We start from the raw sequence: 16,525 nt of genomic DNA, 5'->3' as shown, positions 1-16,525 counted from the left end.
TTGCCAGCCGCCATCCGCGCGGCCACACCCCAAGTTGAGGCCGCCCATGATTACCAGCTGCGCACAGGCCCGGTATCGAGGTGCACGAAGTTGTCGCTCGGATAGTAGCCGACCCCGCCCACCTTGAGATTGAGCGCCGCCTTGCGCAGGTGTGCCAGCTGCACGCCCGGGATCCGCACATCCACCGCCTGCCCCAGGGTGTGGTAGCTGTGCTTGGCCACACCGCGGCTCCTGCTGCGCTTCTGGCGGTTGGTCACGGGGGAGCGATAGCCCGAGATGAGCTGGATCTCGCCGTGACGGCCCAGCTTGTGCTGCAACAGATAGAGCTGATCGAACAACTTCTTGTCTATGTTGAACACTTCGTTGCGACGGTAGTCGCGGAAAATATGGTTGAGCTCGGCCAGCCCGTCTTTCAGGTAACGGCCATCCTCCCAATAACTGGCGCTCACTCGCTCGCCGGTATTGAGATTGAAGAAACTGAGTTCACGTCCCGCCGTACTGCGACTCGCCATGGCCGGGGATGACAGCATGGCGCCCCCCAGCAGGCAGCCGGCCCCCAGCAGCAGGCGACGTCGGCTTATCTCTTGTTCAAGCATCCGTTGTCCGTCCATCGCAGATTGAAGTGAAACAGGTGAATGAATTTGATACAGGGGCTCGAAACTACCTGCCGGGCCCCCTCATGTCAAACCGCCGGGGCTCAATAGAAAAGCCCGGCACGGGCCGGGCTTTTCACTCTGTGGCGAGGATCACAGCAAGCGACTCTGGAAGCTGACTCGATCAAATCCATAGATGTCGTTGCGCAGTTGCTGGCGACCCTCTTCGTCGATCCAGCTGCTCCAATAGACGGTAAACACCGGGATCGGAGTGGTCAGCGGCAGCCACTTGGTCTGGGTCTCTTTCAATATGCTGGCCACCTTGTCCGGCTGGTAGCGGGAGTCCGCCAGCAGCAGCTCTGCCAGATCGTCCGCATGCTCCACCCGGATGCAACCCGAGCTGAAGGCGCGCGCCCCCTGCTCGAACAGCGCCTTGCGCGGCGTGGAGTGCAGGTAGATGGCCTCGTTGTTGGGCAGGTAGAACTTGTAGCGGCCCAGCGCATTGTGATCCCCCGGCTTCTGCCGCAGGCGATAGGGGAAGCCTGTCGCCAGCGCCTGCTGCCACGCCTCCTCGGTAAACTGCACCGGGTTGCCTTCGCCGTCGATCACCTCAAACTGCTCGCGGTTGAGGTAGGCGGGATCCCGGCTCAGCTTGGGCAGAATGTCTTTGCTCAGGATGGAGCGCGGCACATGCCAGGCCGGGTTGAGCACGATGGAGCGGATCTCGCTGGCCAGGATGGGGGTTGCCCGCTGCTCCTTGCCGACGATGACCCGGCTGGTGAACACCTCGTTGCCGGACTCCACCACGCTCAGTCGATAGTCGGGAATGTTGACCAGCACATAGCGGGCACCGGAGAGCTGATCCACCAGATCGCGACGCCACAGGTTGCGCAGCAGCAGGCTGGCGCGCACCTCGGGCCCGGTATTGAGCCAGCTGCGAGTCTGCCGACCTATGATGCCGTCGGCGGTCAGGCCGTGGCGACGCTGGAACTGCTTGATGGCCTGCTGGGTGTCGGCGTCGTAGGTGGCGTCGTCATGGCGGGGAGCCACATCGCCCAACTCGTTAAGTATGGTGCGGATCTGCCCCAGTTCGGCTGAGGTTTCACCCGCCCGCAGGGTCGGCATGGTGAGAGTCGGCCAGCGTTTGGCCATGGGCATGGCCAGCAACTTGCGCACTTCCTCGCGCACCCCGTCGTACTCGGCAACCTGGGGTCTGAGCTGCTTGACCTGCTCCAGCAGGTTGTCGCCGGCAGGCTCGTGGGCCAGCGGCTTGTTCAGGTTGAGTTTGAGGGTCTGCATCTGCTCGCGGGAGACCAGATCCATGGCGCGCCAGGCTTGCTGGAAGCGGGCCAGCTTGCCAAACACCTCGTCATAAATGGCGCCGCGCTGATCGGCAGGCTTGGCCTGCAGCTTCTTCCAGAGGCTGAAGAAATCCGGGTGCAGCTGGGCCAGCACGGCCTCCTGCAACTGCTGCTCCAACTCGTGGCGAGCCTGCTCCGCCGTGCTGTTCTGGTACCAGTCGTGCTGCACCGCAGCATTGGTCACCACCACCTGACCCTCGCTGGCCTGTACCATGGCCGCAGGCCAACAGCCCAGCCAGATCAGGTTTGCCAATGCCAGCCAATACTTCTTCCCCATGCTTACCTCAAGATCGGTTCACTTCAGCCTGTCAGACCCGGCGGTCAAGGCGCTCATGATGCGTGAATGCCAACGACTTTACTAGCTGGCGGGCGCGTAGCGCCGCCAGATAATGTCATACTCATTTGTTGCTTTAAATTCAGCCAACTCCCGATTGAACGCCTTGACAAACGCGGGTGACAGCCGCTTCTTGCTGAACATGAAGAAGGTCGGTGCCTCATAGACGGGCATGGTGTGAGGCACGATCAGATCGGCCAGCCCCTCTTCTTTCAGACCCCAGGGGGTCGCCAGAATATCCCCGAGGAAACCGTCGATCCTGCCGAGCACCAGCTTGCCATAGTTTTGCCGATCGTTGACCACGCTGACCTGGGCCGCATAACGGCGCACCAGTTCGGCTGTTTCGGCACCATAGTAGTAGTCCTTGGTGACCCCCAGGGTGTGGCCATTGGCCAGCCAGGTCGCCAGATCGGATTCGGAATAGGAGGATGACTTGCGGATCCAGAGCATGCTGCGCCCCGGGTTGTAGGCATCGGAGAACCAGGCGTAGCGGCCACGCTCGTCGTTGAAATAGGCCTCCATGGCGATATCGAGCGAACCTTGTTCCAGGCCGTGCAACACCCGCTTCCAGGGCAGCTCGACATAGGTAGCCCGGCAGTCCAGACGCTTGAGCATGGCGTTGAGCGCCTCGACCGCAAAACCCTGCAGCACCTTGGGCGCGGTCGCCGTCGCACTGGCGTAATAGTGATAGGGTGGCCAGTTGTCGTAACCGACCCGCAATGGAGAGGGACACAGGCTGTTTGCCGACACCAGCGGGGTCAGCAACCAGAGCATCCAGCAACCGAGTTTCAGCTTCATGGGTCATCCTTGACTTGGCGATAGGTCATCATAAATCGGCCTTGGTAAAATGGCGACAGATCCTGCCACAGCGATCGCGACTGCCAGCACAGTGTCTGAACGGGCCCGCCGCGGCAGCAGGGACTCAGCCCGGAAATGAGCCCAGCCCCCGCGCGGCATAAGGCCAGATCAGGCGATAAAAAGGGCAAAGCAGGAACATTTGAAGCACTGACTGGAAAGGGGTTAATATGTGACCAAATATATTTTTGTGATCCACTATGCTTTTTTTGCAATTGGATTAGCATATGCGCGAAATCAGCCTACCAATCGTGAGGCGTAGAGAGTGATATGACGTACAAAAAGTTCGGTTTTCTGACGGCCATCATGGCCCTGAGTGGTTTCTACCTTTACACCCTCTATCTGGCTGCTCACCCCAACGTGAGCCTGGCCTACAAGCTCTATTATCTGGAAGGCAAGACCCGCTTCTGGGAGCACAACTCCAGCATGACCTACCAGCCCGGCAACGAGCTCAATCTGACCAAGCCGAGCCGCTTCCTCTCCAGCGAAGGCTGGGCCAAGAAGCCGAGCGCGGACGGCACCGAACTCAGTGGCCAGGGTGGCCTCTACTTCGTGCTGCCAAGGCAACAGGCACAACCCGAACAGCTGACCGTACAGGCCCGGGTCAACAGCCCGCAAGCCGGCGCACTGCTCAAGGTGGCACTGGGTCATGACTTTACCACCACCATCAAGCTGGCCAAGGCCGGTATCAACGAGATCCGGCTCAATCTGCCGGGCGAATCGCTGACATCGGATCCCAAGCGTCCCAACTTCCTGGCGCTGTCCGCACCGACACCTCTCAATGTCCAGTCGGTACGTCTGACAGTCGCCCAGTAAGACGTATTATCCAATACGCTGTTTTATAAAATAATTTTCCAAATAAGGAAGTTTTCATGTCGCATGCCGATTTTCGACTCTCTCTGATCGTTCCCGTCTACAACGAGGAAGAGAGCATAGATGCCTTCATCAACGCGATAGATAACGAACTGGCGCCCCTCAAGGATCGGCTGGAGATAGTGTTCGTCAACGACGGCAGCCGTGACCGTACCCGTGAGGTGATCGAGCAGGCCATTACCCGCGATCCCCGGGTGACCCTGGTCAACCTGGCGCGCAACTTCGGCAAGGAAGCGGCCATGACCGCCGGCCTGCATCATGCCAAGGGCGATGCCATAGTGCCGATGGACGTGGATCTGCAGGATCCCCCTGCCCTGATCCTCGAATTCGTCAAGCTGTGGCAAACAGGTGACTATGACACCGTCTACGGCATCCGGGTGGATCGCAGCGCCGATACCCCGATGAAGCGCCTCACCGCCGGTGGCTTCTACCGTTTCTTCAACGCCCTCTCCACCAGCACCAAGCTGCCGGAGAACGCCGGTGACTTCCGCCTGATCGACCGCCGCGTGGTCGAGGCTATCAAGCAACTGCCGGAGCGCAACCGCTTCATGAAGGGGCTGTTTGCCTGGGCCGGTTTCCGTGCCGTCGGCGTGCCTTACGAGCGCCCCGCCCGTCACGCCGGTGAAACCAAGTTCAACTACTGGAAGCTGTGGAACTTCGCCCTCGACGGCCTGATGAGCTTCTCCAGCTGGCCGCTGCGGGTGTGGAGCTACGTCGGTGTCGGCGTCTCCTTCGTCGCCTTCCTCTACATCCTCAAGATAGTGACCCAGGTGGTCTTCTTCGGCGTAGACGTGCCGGGTTACGCCTCCCTGATGTCGGTGGTGCTCTTCCTCGGCGGCATCCAGCTGCTGTCGCTTGGCATCATAGGCGAGTACATAGGCCGCATGTTCGTGGAAGTGAAGCAGCGCCCCGTCTACCTCATCGAAGGTGTGTACGGCCAGTATGCCAAGCAGGATGAAGCACAACCGCAGGACGGCGCAGCCACCGGCAGCAAGAAGAGCGCAGGCAAGAAGGCGGCCACAGTGAAGGCCGCTGACGACCAGCAGGAGCAAGCGCCTCAATGATCTCCCGCGAGGAATTCTGGCGCCTGTTTCGGTTCGGTCTGGTCGGCGGGGGGGCAACCCTCGTCGACCTTGGCACCTCTATCGCGCTGTTCCACACCTGGCCTGCCATCTCTGAGCACTGGGTTACCACCATCGCCTTCATGATTGCCTTCTGGTTCTCATTCTTTGGCCATCGTTACATCACCTTCCAGAAACAGGGTGCCATCGGCAAATTCTTGCTGGTCGCCCTCTTCTCGCTGGCGGTGAGAAACCTGATATTGAGCGGTCTGCTGTTTGCGGGTCTTTCCGGTCTGCTGCCTGTGGTGATCGCCACCCTGACAGTCACCGTGCTCACCTACCTCCTCTCCAGGATCTGGGTATTTGCCTGATGAATGACATGACAACTATGACCCCTGACAACGTGGGCCCCTACCGCCCGTCACTGCGCATCAGCAGCCGCGATTGGCTGATGATCATCGCCGCCTTCGTACTGAGCCGAGTAGCGCTCTATGGCATGGGCTACTTTGGCGTTCAGCTCTACGGCGCCACCGACATAGGTCCGCTGCAAGCCTACTGCCAGTTCGACTGCGTCTGGTTCCAGCGCATCATAGAGAACGGCTACGATCTCTACCCGCGCTGGCTCAGCAAGGGCAACGCGGCCAACTGGGCCTTCATGCCGCTCTACCCCATGCTGTCGGGCGCGCTCTCCAACCTGCTCAAGGTCGAGAGTCTGATCGGCCTGATGCTGGTGGCCAACATCGCCTTCTTCGCCAGCCTGCCGTTGATGCTGCTGGTGCTGCGTCAGCTCAAGCTGGGTGACGAGACAGCCCGCTTCGGCGTCTGGCTGCTCGCCTTCTCCCCCTTCTCCGCCTATTTCGTCTCCGGTTATACCGAGTCGATGTTCATGGCGTTGATGCTGGGGATGTTCCTGTTCGCCTATCGGGAACAGTGGCTGATGGTGGCCCTGCTCGGCGTCTTCATCTCGGGCACCCGCAACCTGGGGGTCATGATGGTGTTCCCCGTGCTGATCCTGGCCCTGCAGGCCTACGGCTGGCGCGAGTTCTTCCGCTTCACCGAGCGGGCCTTCAAGGTGGTGTTCACCCTCTGGATGATCCCGCTCGGCCTGTTTGCCTACATGGTCTACCTCTATCACCTCACCGGCGATGCGCTGGCCTTCAAGCACATCCAGGTGGCCTGGGGCCGTTACATGGACAGTCCGCTGGACTGGTGGCTGAGCGGCTTCGAGCTGGGGGGGCGCAAGTCCTACCTCTCCATCATGGTGATGTTCGGCTGGGCCCTGAACCTCTATCTGTTCAGCCAGAAGCGCTGGGCCGAGGCGACCCTGATGTTCATCTGCTGCACCATACCGCTGATGACAGGCCTCAACGCCATGCCGCGCTACATGTTCGGCCTCTATCCGACCATGCTGGCCATTGTCCTGCTGACCCATCGCTGGCCTGCCATTCGCCCGGCCGTGCTCTGCGTCAGCGGCATGGTGGCCTCCTTCATCGCGGTGGCCTTCGTCAACTTCAAGTTCTTCACCGTTTGATGTAATCACTTGCACCAGAAAGCCGGTCGACTGACCGGCTTTTTTTATGGCTGGCGTTCCGGTGTCACACTTTCCCATTTCTGAAAACGTAACCATTTGAACTGAGGTCACAAATCGGCGCTTTGCCTGTCCATGCCCGCCACCATGCCCCCTAGAATGAGCCCCATTGACGGAATCTGGTCCGCTTACCCCTGCTCAAGGAATGGCTTATGCGTCGCGCTCCCCGCTTCTCTCCCCTCTGGCTCGCCCTGCTGGCCAGCCCCCTGTTGACCGGCCAGGTGCTGGCCGCCCCCGAGGTGCATCTCTATGTGGATGGCAAAGCGGTCGCCACGCCGCTGCGACTGGACAAGGGCCCGGTGGAGCTGACCCATACCCTCGCCAAGGGCAGCCACCAGATCCGCATCAGCGACCCGGACAGCAGCTGCGGCACCAGCTTCGGCCCGAGCGAGAGCAAGCCGCTCCCCTTCGGTACGGCGCAACCCATGGACAAATGCACCAAGGATCAAAGTTTTACTCTGCGGGTGATGCTGGCGGGGGACTATCAGTTCACCTTCAACCCGGCTACCCCCAGCCTCAAGGTCTTGCGGGCCACCAAGAAGAGTGAGTTCAAGCGCCAGCCCCCCGAGGAGCCCTGCATCCAGTGGGATGGCGGCCCCGTCACCGTCTCGCTCAAGGGGGTCTGGCCCGACGGCACCCGGCTGCGGGATGCTTATTCCAGACAGGAGGCTCTGGTCAAGGGGGGCAAGCTGACCCTGACCCCGACCAAAGAGAGCGGCGGCCTGCTGCTGCTCGAGCCGATCAAGGCGGCCAAGCCGGAACCCTTCAGCTGGGATCAGGCCAGCGTCTATTTCCTGCTGACCGACCGCTTCAACAACGGCGACCCCGCCAATGACCACAGTTTCGGCCGCCAGAAAGACGGCCAGGACGAGGTGGCTACCTGGCACGGCGGCGATTTCAAGGGCTTGACCGAGAAGCTCGACTACATCAAGAGCCTCGGCATGAACGCCATCTGGATCACCCCCATGGTGGAGCAGGTGCACGGCTTCATCGGCGGCGGCGAGCAGGGCAACTTTCCCTTCTACGCCTACCACGGCTACTGGGCGCTGGACTTCACCAAAATCGATCCCAACTACGGCGACGAAGAGAGCCTGAAGACCCTGGTGGACGAGGCCCACAAGCGCGGCATGCGGATCATCCTCGATGTGGTGATGAACCACGCCGGCTACGCCACCCTGGCCGACCTGCAGGATCTGGGGCTCGAGAGCCTGACCCAGAACACGGGTAAGCTGCCGACCCGCTGGAACGAGTGGCGCCCGAGCGGCGGCCTCAACTGGCATGGCTACAACCAGTTTATCGACTACCAGTCCCCTAACTGGCACCAGTGGTGGGGCCCTGACTGGGTGCGGGCCGGCCTGCCCGGTTATCCGCAACCCGGCACCGACGACGTCACCGGCACTGTGGCGGGGTTGCCGGACTTCCTGACCGAATCAACCAAATCTGTGGGGCTGCCGCCGCTGCTGGCGGCGAAGCAGGACACCAGGGCCAAGCCACTGCCCAATGCCAGCGTCAGCGACTACCTCATCGCCTGGCACACCGACTGGGTGCGCCGCTTCGGCATAGACGGCTTTCGGGCCGACACAGTCAAGCACCTGGAGCCCGCCGTCTGGGCCCGCCTCAAGCAGGCGGGCACGGCGGCGCTCAAGGAGTGGAAACAGGCCAACCCGACCAAGGCGCTGGATGACCTGCCCTTCTACATGGTGGGCGAGGTGTGGGATCACGGGGTCGCCAAGGATTTCTGGTACCAGAACGGCTTCGATTCACTGATCAACTTCGACTACCAGCGCGAGTTCGCCCTGCCCCAGGCCCAGTGCATGGCGGGCAACGAGCCCACCTATGCCAGCTACGCCAGCCGCATCAACCAGGATCCCGAGTTCAACGTGCTGAGCTACATCAGCTCCCACGACACCAAGCTGTTCTTCGGCGACTATCAGGACGTGCCGCTGCAGCGGCGGGTGGCCAACAGCTTCATGCTGCTGCCGGGCGGCATTCAGCTCTACTACGGGGACGAGTCGGGCCGGGGGCTCGCCAAGGATGGCGGCGTGTTCGATCAGAGCGTGCGATCTGACATGAACTGGCAGGAGCTGGCCAGTGGCGACAAGGCAGAGCTGGTCAAGCACTGGCAGCGACTCGGCCAGTTCCGCGCCGCTCACCCGGCGGTGGCGGCAGGCAGCCACAAGAAGATCTCCGATGCGCCCTACAGCTTTGTGCGGGAAAAGGGGAACGACAAGGTAGTGGTGGTGTTTGCCGGTCGGCAGAAATAACGTCTGGGCCAGATTAGCCACAAGAGAGAGGGGGGCCAGTGGCTCCCCTCTTCATGTCAGTCATCGAACATTCCGCAGGGTCGTCTTACGCCGGCTGACGGGCCGCCACCGGCCACTGCAGTCGCACCTTGACCAGCAACGCCTGCCACAGGGGCCAGGCCAGCAAGACCTGTTGATAGACGCCGGCCTGACCGGGCAGCTGGATGCCGTAGCTGGCCAGCCGATAGGCCATCACCCCATAGAAGGCGTCGATAATGCCCGCCTCGCCAAAGTAGAAGGGTCCCCTCGCCTGGGACCAGATGGTCTGCAAGCGAGCCAGCTCGCCTATGGCCTCCACTGGCGGCTCGCTGCGGGTCGGCGCCCCCAGGAAGAAGGGCAGCTGGCTGCGGATCTGGCCAAAGCCCGAGTGCAGTTCGGCGCACAGGCTGCGGGCCAGTGCCCGTTCGGCGCGGGAAGCAGGATAGAGCTGGCGCTCTGGACAGAGCTCGTGCAGGTATTCGGCGATGGCCAGCGAGTCGTGTATCCGCACGCCATCGTGATCCAGCCAGGGCACCAGGCCGGCAGGCCCCACGCGCTTGAGCCGCGCCAACGCCTTGGCATCTTCCAGATCGAACACCTGCTCCTGCCACTCCAGTCCGCTCATGGCGAGCACCAGCGCGGCACGCATCGCCCAGGTGGAGCCAGTGCCCACCGTCAATACCAAGGATCCCATCTATTGCCTCCTGCATGGGTTGCTCATGACCATCCCATCGGCCCCAATGGCACGACATCCGACGGTCGCTTCACATTTGCACGCCTGCGGGTTTGACCCCCTCGGGGAGCGATGCTAGTTTGATTTTCCAAAACAATCAGTTAGCAACAATGTGAGCAATGGATAGCCAATTTACCATCGTCATCGCAGATGACCACCCCCTGTTTCGGGGCGCCCTCTATCAAGCGGTGCACATGGCCATCAACGACGCCCAGCTGCTGGAGGCGGACTCCATCGACAGCCTGACCAGCCTGCTGGGGGAACACCCTGAGGTGGACCTGTTGCTGCTCGATCTCAAGATGCCGGGCGCCAACGGCTTCTCCGGCCTCGCCCACCTGCGTGGCCAGCACCCGGATCTGCCCATAGTCGTGGTCTCCGCCTCGGAGGATCCCGCCATCATCCAGCAGGTGTTGCGGCTCGGGGCGCTGGGCTTCATCCCCAAATCCGTGCCCATGAAGGAGCTGGTCAACGCCCTCAATACGGTGATCGGGGGGGATAACTGGGTGCCGGCCGGCATCTCGCTGCATCCGGAGTCCGAAGATGGTCCCGATTTCGCCAGCAAGCTCGCCAGCCTCACCCCCCAGCAATACAAGGTGCTGGTGATGCTGCGCGATGGCAGCCTCAACAAGCAGATCGCCTGGGAGCTCAACGTCTCCGAGGCCACCATCAAGGCCCATATCACCGCCATCTTCCGCAAGCTCGGCGTCAAGAATCGTACTCAGGCGGTCATAGCCCTGCAGCAGATGGATATCAAGGACGACTGACCCCCTTGCCACCATCAAAGCCCATATCACCCCCGCCTTTCGCAAGCTCGGCGTCAAGAATCGCACCCAGGCGGTGATAGCTCTGCAGCAGATGGATATCAAGGACGACTGAACCCGCTCATCTCGTCTTGCATGAGGATCCGCCGCTCGACAAATAGCACGGTCGTACTTTATGCTGCAGGGCCAACGAGGAGAGTGCGATGAGCAAGGGCCGGCTGACCCGCGACAACATTTTGCAGACTGCGTTTGAGCAGGCGAGCCAGCAGGGACTGGAGAGCCTGACCATAGGCTCCCTTGCCTGCGCCTGCGAGATGTCCAAGAGCGGCCTCTTTGCTCACTTCCAATCCCGCGACAACCTGCAGATCGCCGTGCTGGAGTATGCCGCCGAGGTGTTCCGGGAACGGGTGATCCAGCCGGTGCGCCAGCAGCAGCACGGCAACCAGCAGGAGAAGCTGATCGCCCTGCTGCAGGCCTGGCTGGCCTGGAACCAGAGCTTCGCCGGCCGCTGCATGTTCCTCGATGCCTGGACCTCGGCCCAGGAGGGCGAGGTGCAGCAGGCTGCACGCCAGCTGGTGCGTTTCTGGCTCGACTACCTGGCCCGCCAGGTGGTGCAGGGTCAGGCGCAGGGGGAATGGCGCGGCGACATGGATCCCTGGCGCGCCGTCTACCGGCTGTACGGCCTCTATCTGGGGGATCAGGTGTTCAACGCACTGGACTTGTGTCAGGATCCGGCCCGCCACTTCTGGCCCGAAGTGGAGGTTCTGCTGAGCAGCTGGCGCTGATTTTCAACTGCCTTTTTAAAAACCCACAAAAAAGCACGACCGTTCGAACATAAAACAGACAGGAGCATCATGAGCAGCAAGATCTACTTCAACACCCGCCGCTTCAGCCCGAGCAAGTGGTTGCTGGGGCTCGGCACCCGGTTGCACCACAGACTCGCTCCGGCCCACGCCAGACGCACCGCCAGCAAGCTGTTGCTCACCCCCCAGCGCAACCAGCGGGACGCGGCGGCGCCTGCGGGCCTGGTCAAACAGGCCGTTCACACCAGCGAAGGTGTGCTGATGAGCTACCGGCTCGGCCAGGGACCAGTCTGGCTGCTGATGCACGGCTGGTCCGGCAGCGCCAGTCAGTTCTATCCGTTGATGAGTCACATCGCCGCCCAGGGCTTTACCGCCCTCTCCTATGATCATCCGGCTCACGGCCACAGCGCCGGCCATACCGGCCACCTGCCCCGCTTCGTGCGCGCCTTCGACGAGCTGGTGGCCAAACTGAGCGACGAGTCTGACCCCATCCAGGGGCTCATAGCCCACAGCATGGGGGGCGCCGTCACTCTCTCCAGCCGGGTGCCAGGCCTGGACCGGCTGCCGCTGCTGCTCATCTCGCCCGTGCTCGACTATGTGCCCCAGCTCTACGGCATGGTGGCACGCTCCGGCTACTCCATCCGGCTGTTCGATGCCGTGGTGAAAGAGATAGAGCAGGAGTACCAGCACCCTCTCAGCACTGTCGATCCGCTGGGACGCCTCGCCAGCCGCGCAGGGGCCACCACCATAGTGCACGACGAGGAGGACAGGTTTGCCCCCCACGACGACTCCCTGCGAGCAAGCCGGGACGGCCGCACCCGGCTGGTCAGCACCCGCGGCCTCGGTCACGGTCGCATCCTCGCCAGCGCCCCCGTGTTTGCCGCCTTCGATCGGCTGAACACGTCGCAGACGGCCGGATGACAGGGGTCGAAACCGGCCTGCAAAAAAATGGTGAGCAACCCTGTTTTTATATTCGATACAGCGCCTTATAGTTAAATTGCTCGGTGGCAACACCCCCAGTGGCAAGCATAAGGCGCAGTATCATGAGCAGGGTGTACTGCTGCCGCCAACAACATAAGGGGTAGCGTCATGGCCAGACCCAACACAGCTCTTCTGTTAACCGGTGGTGGTGCTCGCGCCGCCTATCAGGTCGGGGCCCTCAAGGCCATCGCCGAGTTTTATCCCCGCAATCTCGGCATTCCCTTTCCCATACTGTGCGGTACCTCGGCCGGCGCCATCAATGTCACCGCACTGGCCTGTTATGCCTCCTGTTTTCATCTGGGGGTACGCAAGCTGGAGTGGGTCTGGCGCCGCTTCGAGACCCATCACATCTTTGACTTTCACCCCGGCAGATTGCTGTGGCGGCTGATGTACGAGGGCTCGGCAGGCCTCATCAATCCCCACACCAACCACGCCTTTCACCTGTTCGACAACGCGCCGCTGCGCCGCCTGCTGGATCAGCTCATCGACTACCACCGCATCGATGACAACATCCTCTACGGCAGCCTGGAGGCGCTCGCCATCACGGCGTCCGATTACGATGACGGCCTCTCCACCACCTTCTTCCAGGGACGGGCCGAACACCTGCCATGGGAGCGGGCCAGACGGCGCGGGGTGCGCACCCTGCTCACCTCGGATCACCTGCTGGCTTCCTCGGCGCTGCCGTTTGTCTTTCCGGCGACCCATATAGGCGACAAATTCTACGGCGATGGCTCCATCCACCAGCTCAGCCCGCTCAGCCCCGCCATCCACCTGGGGGCGGAGCGGATCCTGCTGATCACCCTGGATCCGCCGGCCCACTCGGCGCCGACCTTTCATCACGGTCACCTGACCAGCTCCAACATCGCCAGCCACCTGCTGGATACCGTCTTCACCGACACCCTCAACTCGGATCTTGAGCGGCTGTGGCGCATCAACCAGACCCTGGATCTCATTCCGGAGCGGGAGCGCAACCGTTTGAAATTGAAGCGGGTGGAGACCTGCGTGCTGAAGCCGAGCGAGGATCTCGACATCATGGCGCTGAACTATTTGCGCAAGCTGCCGGTGCACCTGCGCCGCCTGCTGCGGGTACTGGGGGTCACGGGGGATGAGACCAGCAGCCTGGCCAGTTTCCTGATGTTCTACCCCGGCTATTGCCAGCAGCTGATCAAGCTGGGCTACCGGGACACCCTCAACGAGCGCCAGCGGGTCGAACAGTTTCTGGGCATAGAGCAGATGGCGCGGGAGGAGGCATGAACCGCAGCCAACCCGGGGGACAGCCGAGCTAGCGCCCCTCCAGCAGCCGCTGCTCGGCCTGCTCCATCGCCACCGCATTGCCAAACAGCACCAGCCGATCCCCAGCCGCCAGCGTCAGCTCGGGTCTGGGCTCCAGGCTCTGCTCGCCGCGCTGCACCTCCTTGATCCGCACCTCCTCCAGTGCCAGTGCCTGCACAGTGCGCCCCACAGCCCAGGCCTGATCGTGCAGCAGCACGGGATGCAGTCGCTCGAGCAGCTGGTCCGTCTCCAGATTGCCGGCGCTCTGATCTCCCCAGTAGAAGCCGTGCAGGAAGCGATACTGGCTGCTGCGCTCGTGCTCCATGCGCCGGATCACCCGGCCTATGGGGACGTTGCAGTTGAGCAGCAGGTGCGAGACCAGCATCAGGGCCCCCTCCTGGGATTCGGGGATCACCTCATGGGCCCCCGCCTGCTTGAAGGCCTCCAGAAAGCTGTCATCCCGGGTGCGCACCAGCACCCTGACATCCACCGCCAACTCCTTGATCAGCGCCAGCATGGCCTCGACCCGCTTGCGATCGTCGAAGGTGATGATCACCAGCCGGGCCCGCAACAGGCCGGCGGCCAGCAGGATATCGCGCCGGCTCGCATCGCCAAACGCCACCTGCTCCCCCGCCGACTTGGCCTCGCTCACCCGCTCGGGATCGAGATCCAGCGCCAGGAAGGGGATGTCCTCCAGCTTGAGGAAGCGGGCGCAGGTCTGCCCGGCCCGGCCGAAACCGGCGATGATGACGTGTTGATGCTTGCTGAGGCCGGACTGCGCCACCTCGGAGCGGGAGAGCAGGGTCGAGTCGATGAGCGAGCGGGCCAGACCCTGGGCCCGCTGCACCAGCCAGGGGGTCATGGCGATGGAGGTCACCCCTATGCCGATGAGCAGGGAGATCAGCTGATGGTCGAGCAGGCCGTGGTGATTGGCCAGCGCCAGCAGCACGAAGCCAAACTCGCCGACCTGGCTCAGCATGATCCCCGTCGCCATTGCATCGCGCTTGCGCTCCCCCATCAGGCGTCCGGCCAGCAGCACCAGCAGGGATTTGATCAAGATGAGGCCGAGCACGCTGAGGATCACCTGCCACCAGGCCCGTGCCACCAGTTGCCAGTCCATGGTCATGCCGATGGTGATGAAGAAGAGCCCCATCAACACGTCCCGAAACGGCCGTATGTCCACCTCCAGCTGGTGGCGATAGTGGGATTCGCCCAGCATCATGCCCGCCAGAAACGCCCCCAGCGCCATGGAGAGCCCCATCCACTGGGTCAGCGAGGCGGCCAGCAGCGCCACCAGCAGGGCGCTCAACACGAACAGCTCGTCGGATCGGGCCCGTGCCACCTCGTGAAACAGCAGCGGCAGCAGCCACTTGCCCACCGCCAGCAGGCTGAACAGGGCGAACAGCCCCTTGAGGGTGGCCCAGGCGATCTCCGCCAGCAGGGCGCCGCCCTGGATCTCGGGCCTGGCCAGTATGGGGATCATCACCAGCAGCGGCACCACCGCCAGATCCTGAAACAGCAGCACGCTCACCCCGAGCTGGGCCCGGCGGGTGTGCAGCTGTTTTTGCTCCCCCAGCTGCTTGATCACCACGGCGGTGGAGGAGAGCGCCAGGGTGCCCGCGACCACCAGCGCCTGTGGCAGGCTCAGCCCCCACCACCACGCGAGCCAGAAGAACAGCGAGGAGGTGAACAACACCTGCAAACCGCCCACCCCCAGCACCAGCATCCGCATGGCGATCAGCCGCGGCAGCGAGAACTCCAGCCCGAGCGAGAACATCAAAAAGACGATGCCGAGCTCGGCTATGGTCTGCATGATCGCCTGCCCCGTGATCACGGCGGCGCCATAGGGGCCGAGCACTACCCCGGCGAGCAGGTAGGCGAGGATCACCGGCTGGCCGAGGCGCCGGAAAATCGCCACCAGCAAGACGGCGGCAAACAGCAGGATCAAGACATCTGTATACAATTTTCCCTCCCTTTTTATCCACTTAAGCCTAGCCAGCCGCCCTTGTTCAGATCGAACATATTTTGGGCACAAGGATTGCAGGGAAGTGGCAGGAAGTAGGATGTATGAGGGCTGTACCGTGGAAAACGCATCGTCATTGAATGGCTTGGGGCATGGCATAGAGCAGTGGGTTCGCCAGATGGAGCGGCTCACGCCGCTGGCCAGCCAGGATCGCAACCAGCTGCTCGAGCTCTTGCTGGTACAGACGGATCTCGACAGCCTGCTGGCAACCTTTGCCGATCGTGCGGCAAGAATTGTCCGAATACACAGCCTCTACTTCGATCACGCCCAGCCACTGCGGCTGATCCAGCAACCGCCCCAGGCCAGCCTGACGCTGCACAGCTACCCGTTCGAACTGCGCGGCCAGCATGGCCAGCTGTTCGGCCAGCTGCACTACACCCTGGAACACGTCCTGAGCGGCAGCCAGCAGCGGATCCTGCAGCAGTACCATCAACTGCTCTGCCTGCCCCTGCCCCTCTATCTGCGGCTGGCACAACTGGAGCAACAGGTGCGACTCGATCACCTGACCGGGCTCGGCAACCGCTCCTACTTCGATGAGGCCATAGGCCGCGCGGTGGAGCAGCACAGCCGGGAGTCTCACGGTCTGGTGCTGGTACTGCTGGATCTGGATCACTTCAAGCAGATCAACGACACCTGGGGCCACCCGATCGGCGATCTGGTGCTGAGCCGCTTCGCCCAATTGCTCAAGAGCTGCATCCGCAGCACGGATCAGGCGTTTCGCCTCGGTGGCGACGAATTTGCGCTGCTGCTGCAACCCGCCGAGCCCGAGGCCTGGCGCCCCGTCTGGCTGCGGCTGCAACACATGCTGATGACCCACAAGGAGCTCAGCACCTTCTCGGTCGGCTGCAGCCTGGGGGCCGCCAGCTGGCAGTCCGGGGTGGCGGTCCACAGCCTGTACGAGGCGGCGGACGCTCACCTCTACGCCCGCAAAAAAGCGGGCAAGGCCGGCCTGCTGGATTGAGCCTGTCAGGGGACGAGTGCAAAAAAGCCGGCAATGCCGGCTTT

Annotated in this window: 16 protein-coding genes; 11 read left to right on the top strand and 5 right to left on the bottom strand. The window is 62.5% G+C overall.

What is annotated here, in order from left to right:
- Nucleotides 1–50 precede the first annotated feature (50 nt).
- The 3 genes from AACW87_RS05440 to AACW87_RS05430 all read right to left on the bottom strand — a co-directional run bounded on the left by AACW87_RS05440 (nucleotide 51) and on the right by AACW87_RS05430 (nucleotide 3,086).
- On the bottom strand, nucleotides 51–596 hold the full coding sequence (locus tag AACW87_RS05440; protein WP_065401437.1) for a DUF882 domain-containing protein: 546 nt from the start codon (nucleotides 594–596) through the stop codon (nucleotides 51–53).
- A 150-nt stretch (nucleotides 597–746) separates the two neighbouring features.
- A complete protein-coding gene (locus tag AACW87_RS05435; protein ID WP_103471379.1) occupies nucleotides 747–2,231 on the bottom strand; it encodes a L,D-transpeptidase family protein in 1,485 nt (494 codons plus the stop codon).
- 81 nt (nucleotides 2,232–2,312) lie between these two features.
- Nucleotides 2,313–3,086: a substrate-binding periplasmic protein gene (locus AACW87_RS05430; protein WP_241324413.1), complete on the bottom strand. Its 774-nt coding sequence runs from the start codon at nucleotides 3,084–3,086 to the stop codon at nucleotides 2,313–2,315.
- Nucleotides 3,087–3,413: 327 nt separating this feature from the next.
- On the opposite strand from AACW87_RS05430, the gene AACW87_RS05425 reads away from it, so the two are divergent.
- The 5 genes from AACW87_RS05425 to AACW87_RS05405 all read left to right on the top strand — a co-directional run bounded on the left by AACW87_RS05425 (nucleotide 3,414) and on the right by AACW87_RS05405 (nucleotide 8,929).
- Complete coding sequence (locus AACW87_RS05425; RefSeq protein WP_241279230.1) at nucleotides 3,414–3,959, top strand: hypothetical protein; 546 nt, start codon at nucleotides 3,414–3,416, stop codon at nucleotides 3,957–3,959.
- Nucleotides 3,960–4,015: 56 nt separating this feature from the next.
- The gene (locus AACW87_RS05420) at nucleotides 4,016–5,080 is read left to right on the top strand and encodes a glycosyltransferase family 2 protein (protein ID WP_043134526.1); all 1,065 of its coding nucleotides are present in this window, start codon (nucleotides 4,016–4,018) and stop codon (nucleotides 5,078–5,080) included.
- Nucleotides 5,077–5,448: a GtrA family protein gene (locus tag AACW87_RS05415; protein ID WP_042867228.1), complete on the top strand. Its 372-nt coding sequence runs from the start codon at nucleotides 5,077–5,079 to the stop codon at nucleotides 5,446–5,448. The genes AACW87_RS05420 and AACW87_RS05415 overlap by 4 nt, the downstream gene beginning before the upstream one ends.
- Nucleotides 5,448–6,608: a membrane protein gene (locus AACW87_RS05410; protein ID WP_043134523.1), complete on the top strand. Its 1,161-nt coding sequence runs from the start codon at nucleotides 5,448–5,450 to the stop codon at nucleotides 6,606–6,608. The genes AACW87_RS05415 and AACW87_RS05410 overlap by 1 nt, the downstream gene beginning before the upstream one ends.
- 209 nt (nucleotides 6,609–6,817) lie before the next feature.
- Nucleotides 6,818–8,929, top strand: coding sequence for an alpha-amylase (locus tag AACW87_RS05405; protein WP_241324412.1), 2,112 nt, complete (start codon nucleotides 6,818–6,820; stop codon nucleotides 8,927–8,929).
- Between the two features lie 85 nt (nucleotides 8,930–9,014).
- Here the strand turns inward: AACW87_RS05405 and AACW87_RS05400 are convergent, their stop codons facing one another.
- On the bottom strand, nucleotides 9,015–9,641 hold the full coding sequence (locus AACW87_RS05400) for a glutathione S-transferase (protein ID WP_241324411.1): 627 nt from the start codon (nucleotides 9,639–9,641) through the stop codon (nucleotides 9,015–9,017).
- Nucleotides 9,642–9,799: 158 nt separating this feature from the next.
- Here AACW87_RS05400 and AACW87_RS05395 point away from each other — a divergent pair, with 158 nt between their 5' ends.
- From AACW87_RS05395 to AACW87_RS05375, 5 genes are all read left to right on the top strand, one after another.
- Nucleotides 9,800–10,444, top strand: a complete 645-nt coding sequence (locus tag AACW87_RS05395; RefSeq protein ID WP_042867224.1) for a response regulator transcription factor — start codon at nucleotides 9,800–9,802, stop codon at nucleotides 10,442–10,444.
- Entirely contained in the window at nucleotides 10,428–10,556 is a 129-nt protein-coding gene (locus AACW87_RS05390) for a LuxR C-terminal-related transcriptional regulator (RefSeq protein ID WP_445206851.1), read from the top strand. Before AACW87_RS05395 ends, AACW87_RS05390 begins: the two co-directional genes overlap by 17 nt.
- Before the next feature lie 88 nt (nucleotides 10,557–10,644).
- The gene (locus AACW87_RS05385) at nucleotides 10,645–11,226 is read left to right on the top strand and encodes a TetR/AcrR family transcriptional regulator (protein ID WP_241324410.1); all 582 of its coding nucleotides are present in this window, start codon (nucleotides 10,645–10,647) and stop codon (nucleotides 11,224–11,226) included.
- Between the two features lie 69 nt (nucleotides 11,227–11,295).
- On the top strand, nucleotides 11,296–12,165 hold the full coding sequence (locus AACW87_RS05380; RefSeq protein ID WP_241324409.1) for an alpha/beta hydrolase: 870 nt from the start codon (nucleotides 11,296–11,298) through the stop codon (nucleotides 12,163–12,165).
- A gap of 168 nt (nucleotides 12,166–12,333) precedes the next feature.
- Nucleotides 12,334–13,479 (top strand): patatin-like phospholipase family protein, encoded by a 1,146-nt coding sequence (locus tag AACW87_RS05375; RefSeq protein WP_043134513.1) that lies wholly within the window; start codon nucleotides 12,334–12,336, stop codon nucleotides 13,477–13,479.
- Between the two features lie 28 nt (nucleotides 13,480–13,507).
- Here AACW87_RS05375 and AACW87_RS05370 read toward each other — a convergent pair whose 3' ends face one another.
- A complete protein-coding gene (locus tag AACW87_RS05370) occupies nucleotides 13,508–15,460 on the bottom strand; it encodes a cation:proton antiporter domain-containing protein (RefSeq protein ID WP_241324408.1) in 1,953 nt (650 codons plus the stop codon).
- Nucleotides 15,461–15,560: 100 nt separating this feature from the next.
- On the opposite strand from AACW87_RS05370, the gene AACW87_RS05365 reads away from it, so the two are divergent.
- Entirely contained in the window at nucleotides 15,561–16,481 is a 921-nt protein-coding gene (locus AACW87_RS05365) for a GGDEF domain-containing protein (RefSeq protein ID WP_241324407.1), read from the top strand.
- The last annotated feature ends 44 nt before the right edge of the window (nucleotides 16,482–16,525 follow it).

It is taken from the genome of Aeromonas sp. MR7 (assembly GCF_963899385.1).
Classification (GTDB): Bacteria; Pseudomonadota; Gammaproteobacteria; order Enterobacterales; family Aeromonadaceae; genus Aeromonas; species Aeromonas bestiarum.
This window is presented reverse-complemented; position numbering and strand designations above follow the sequence as displayed.

Bases quoted from the DNA above. Each gene is read 5' to 3' on its own strand.
- AACW87_RS05440 (WP_065401437.1), bottom strand. From the start codon at position 596: ATGCTTGAACAAGAGATAAGCCGACGTCGCCTGCTGCTGGGGGCCGGC.
- AACW87_RS05435 (WP_103471379.1), bottom strand. From the start codon at position 2,231: ATGGGGAAGAAGTATTGGCTGGCATTGGCAAACCTGATCTGGCTGGGC.
- AACW87_RS05430 (WP_241324413.1), bottom strand. From the start codon at position 3,086: ATGAAGCTGAAACTCGGTTGCTGGATGCTCTGGTTGCTGACCCCGCTG.
- AACW87_RS05425 (WP_241279230.1), top strand. From the start codon at position 3,414: ATGACGTACAAAAAGTTCGGTTTTCTGACGGCCATCATGGCCCTGAGT.
- AACW87_RS05420 (WP_043134526.1), top strand. From the start codon at position 4,016: ATGTCGCATGCCGATTTTCGACTCTCTCTGATCGTTCCCGTCTACAAC.
- AACW87_RS05415 (WP_042867228.1), top strand. From the start codon at position 5,077: ATGATCTCCCGCGAGGAATTCTGGCGCCTGTTTCGGTTCGGTCTGGTC.
- AACW87_RS05410 (WP_043134523.1), top strand. From the start codon at position 5,448: ATGAATGACATGACAACTATGACCCCTGACAACGTGGGCCCCTACCGC.
- AACW87_RS05405 (WP_241324412.1), top strand. From the start codon at position 6,818: ATGCGTCGCGCTCCCCGCTTCTCTCCCCTCTGGCTCGCCCTGCTGGCC.
- AACW87_RS05400 (WP_241324411.1), bottom strand. From the start codon at position 9,641: ATGGGATCCTTGGTATTGACGGTGGGCACTGGCTCCACCTGGGCGATG.
- AACW87_RS05395 (WP_042867224.1), top strand. From the start codon at position 9,800: ATGGATAGCCAATTTACCATCGTCATCGCAGATGACCACCCCCTGTTT.
- AACW87_RS05385 (WP_241324410.1), top strand. From the start codon at position 10,645: ATGAGCAAGGGCCGGCTGACCCGCGACAACATTTTGCAGACTGCGTTT.
- AACW87_RS05380 (WP_241324409.1), top strand. From the start codon at position 11,296: ATGAGCAGCAAGATCTACTTCAACACCCGCCGCTTCAGCCCGAGCAAG.
- AACW87_RS05375 (WP_043134513.1), top strand. From the start codon at position 12,334: ATGGCCAGACCCAACACAGCTCTTCTGTTAACCGGTGGTGGTGCTCGC.
- AACW87_RS05365 (WP_241324407.1), top strand. From the start codon at position 15,561: ATGTATGAGGGCTGTACCGTGGAAAACGCATCGTCATTGAATGGCTTG.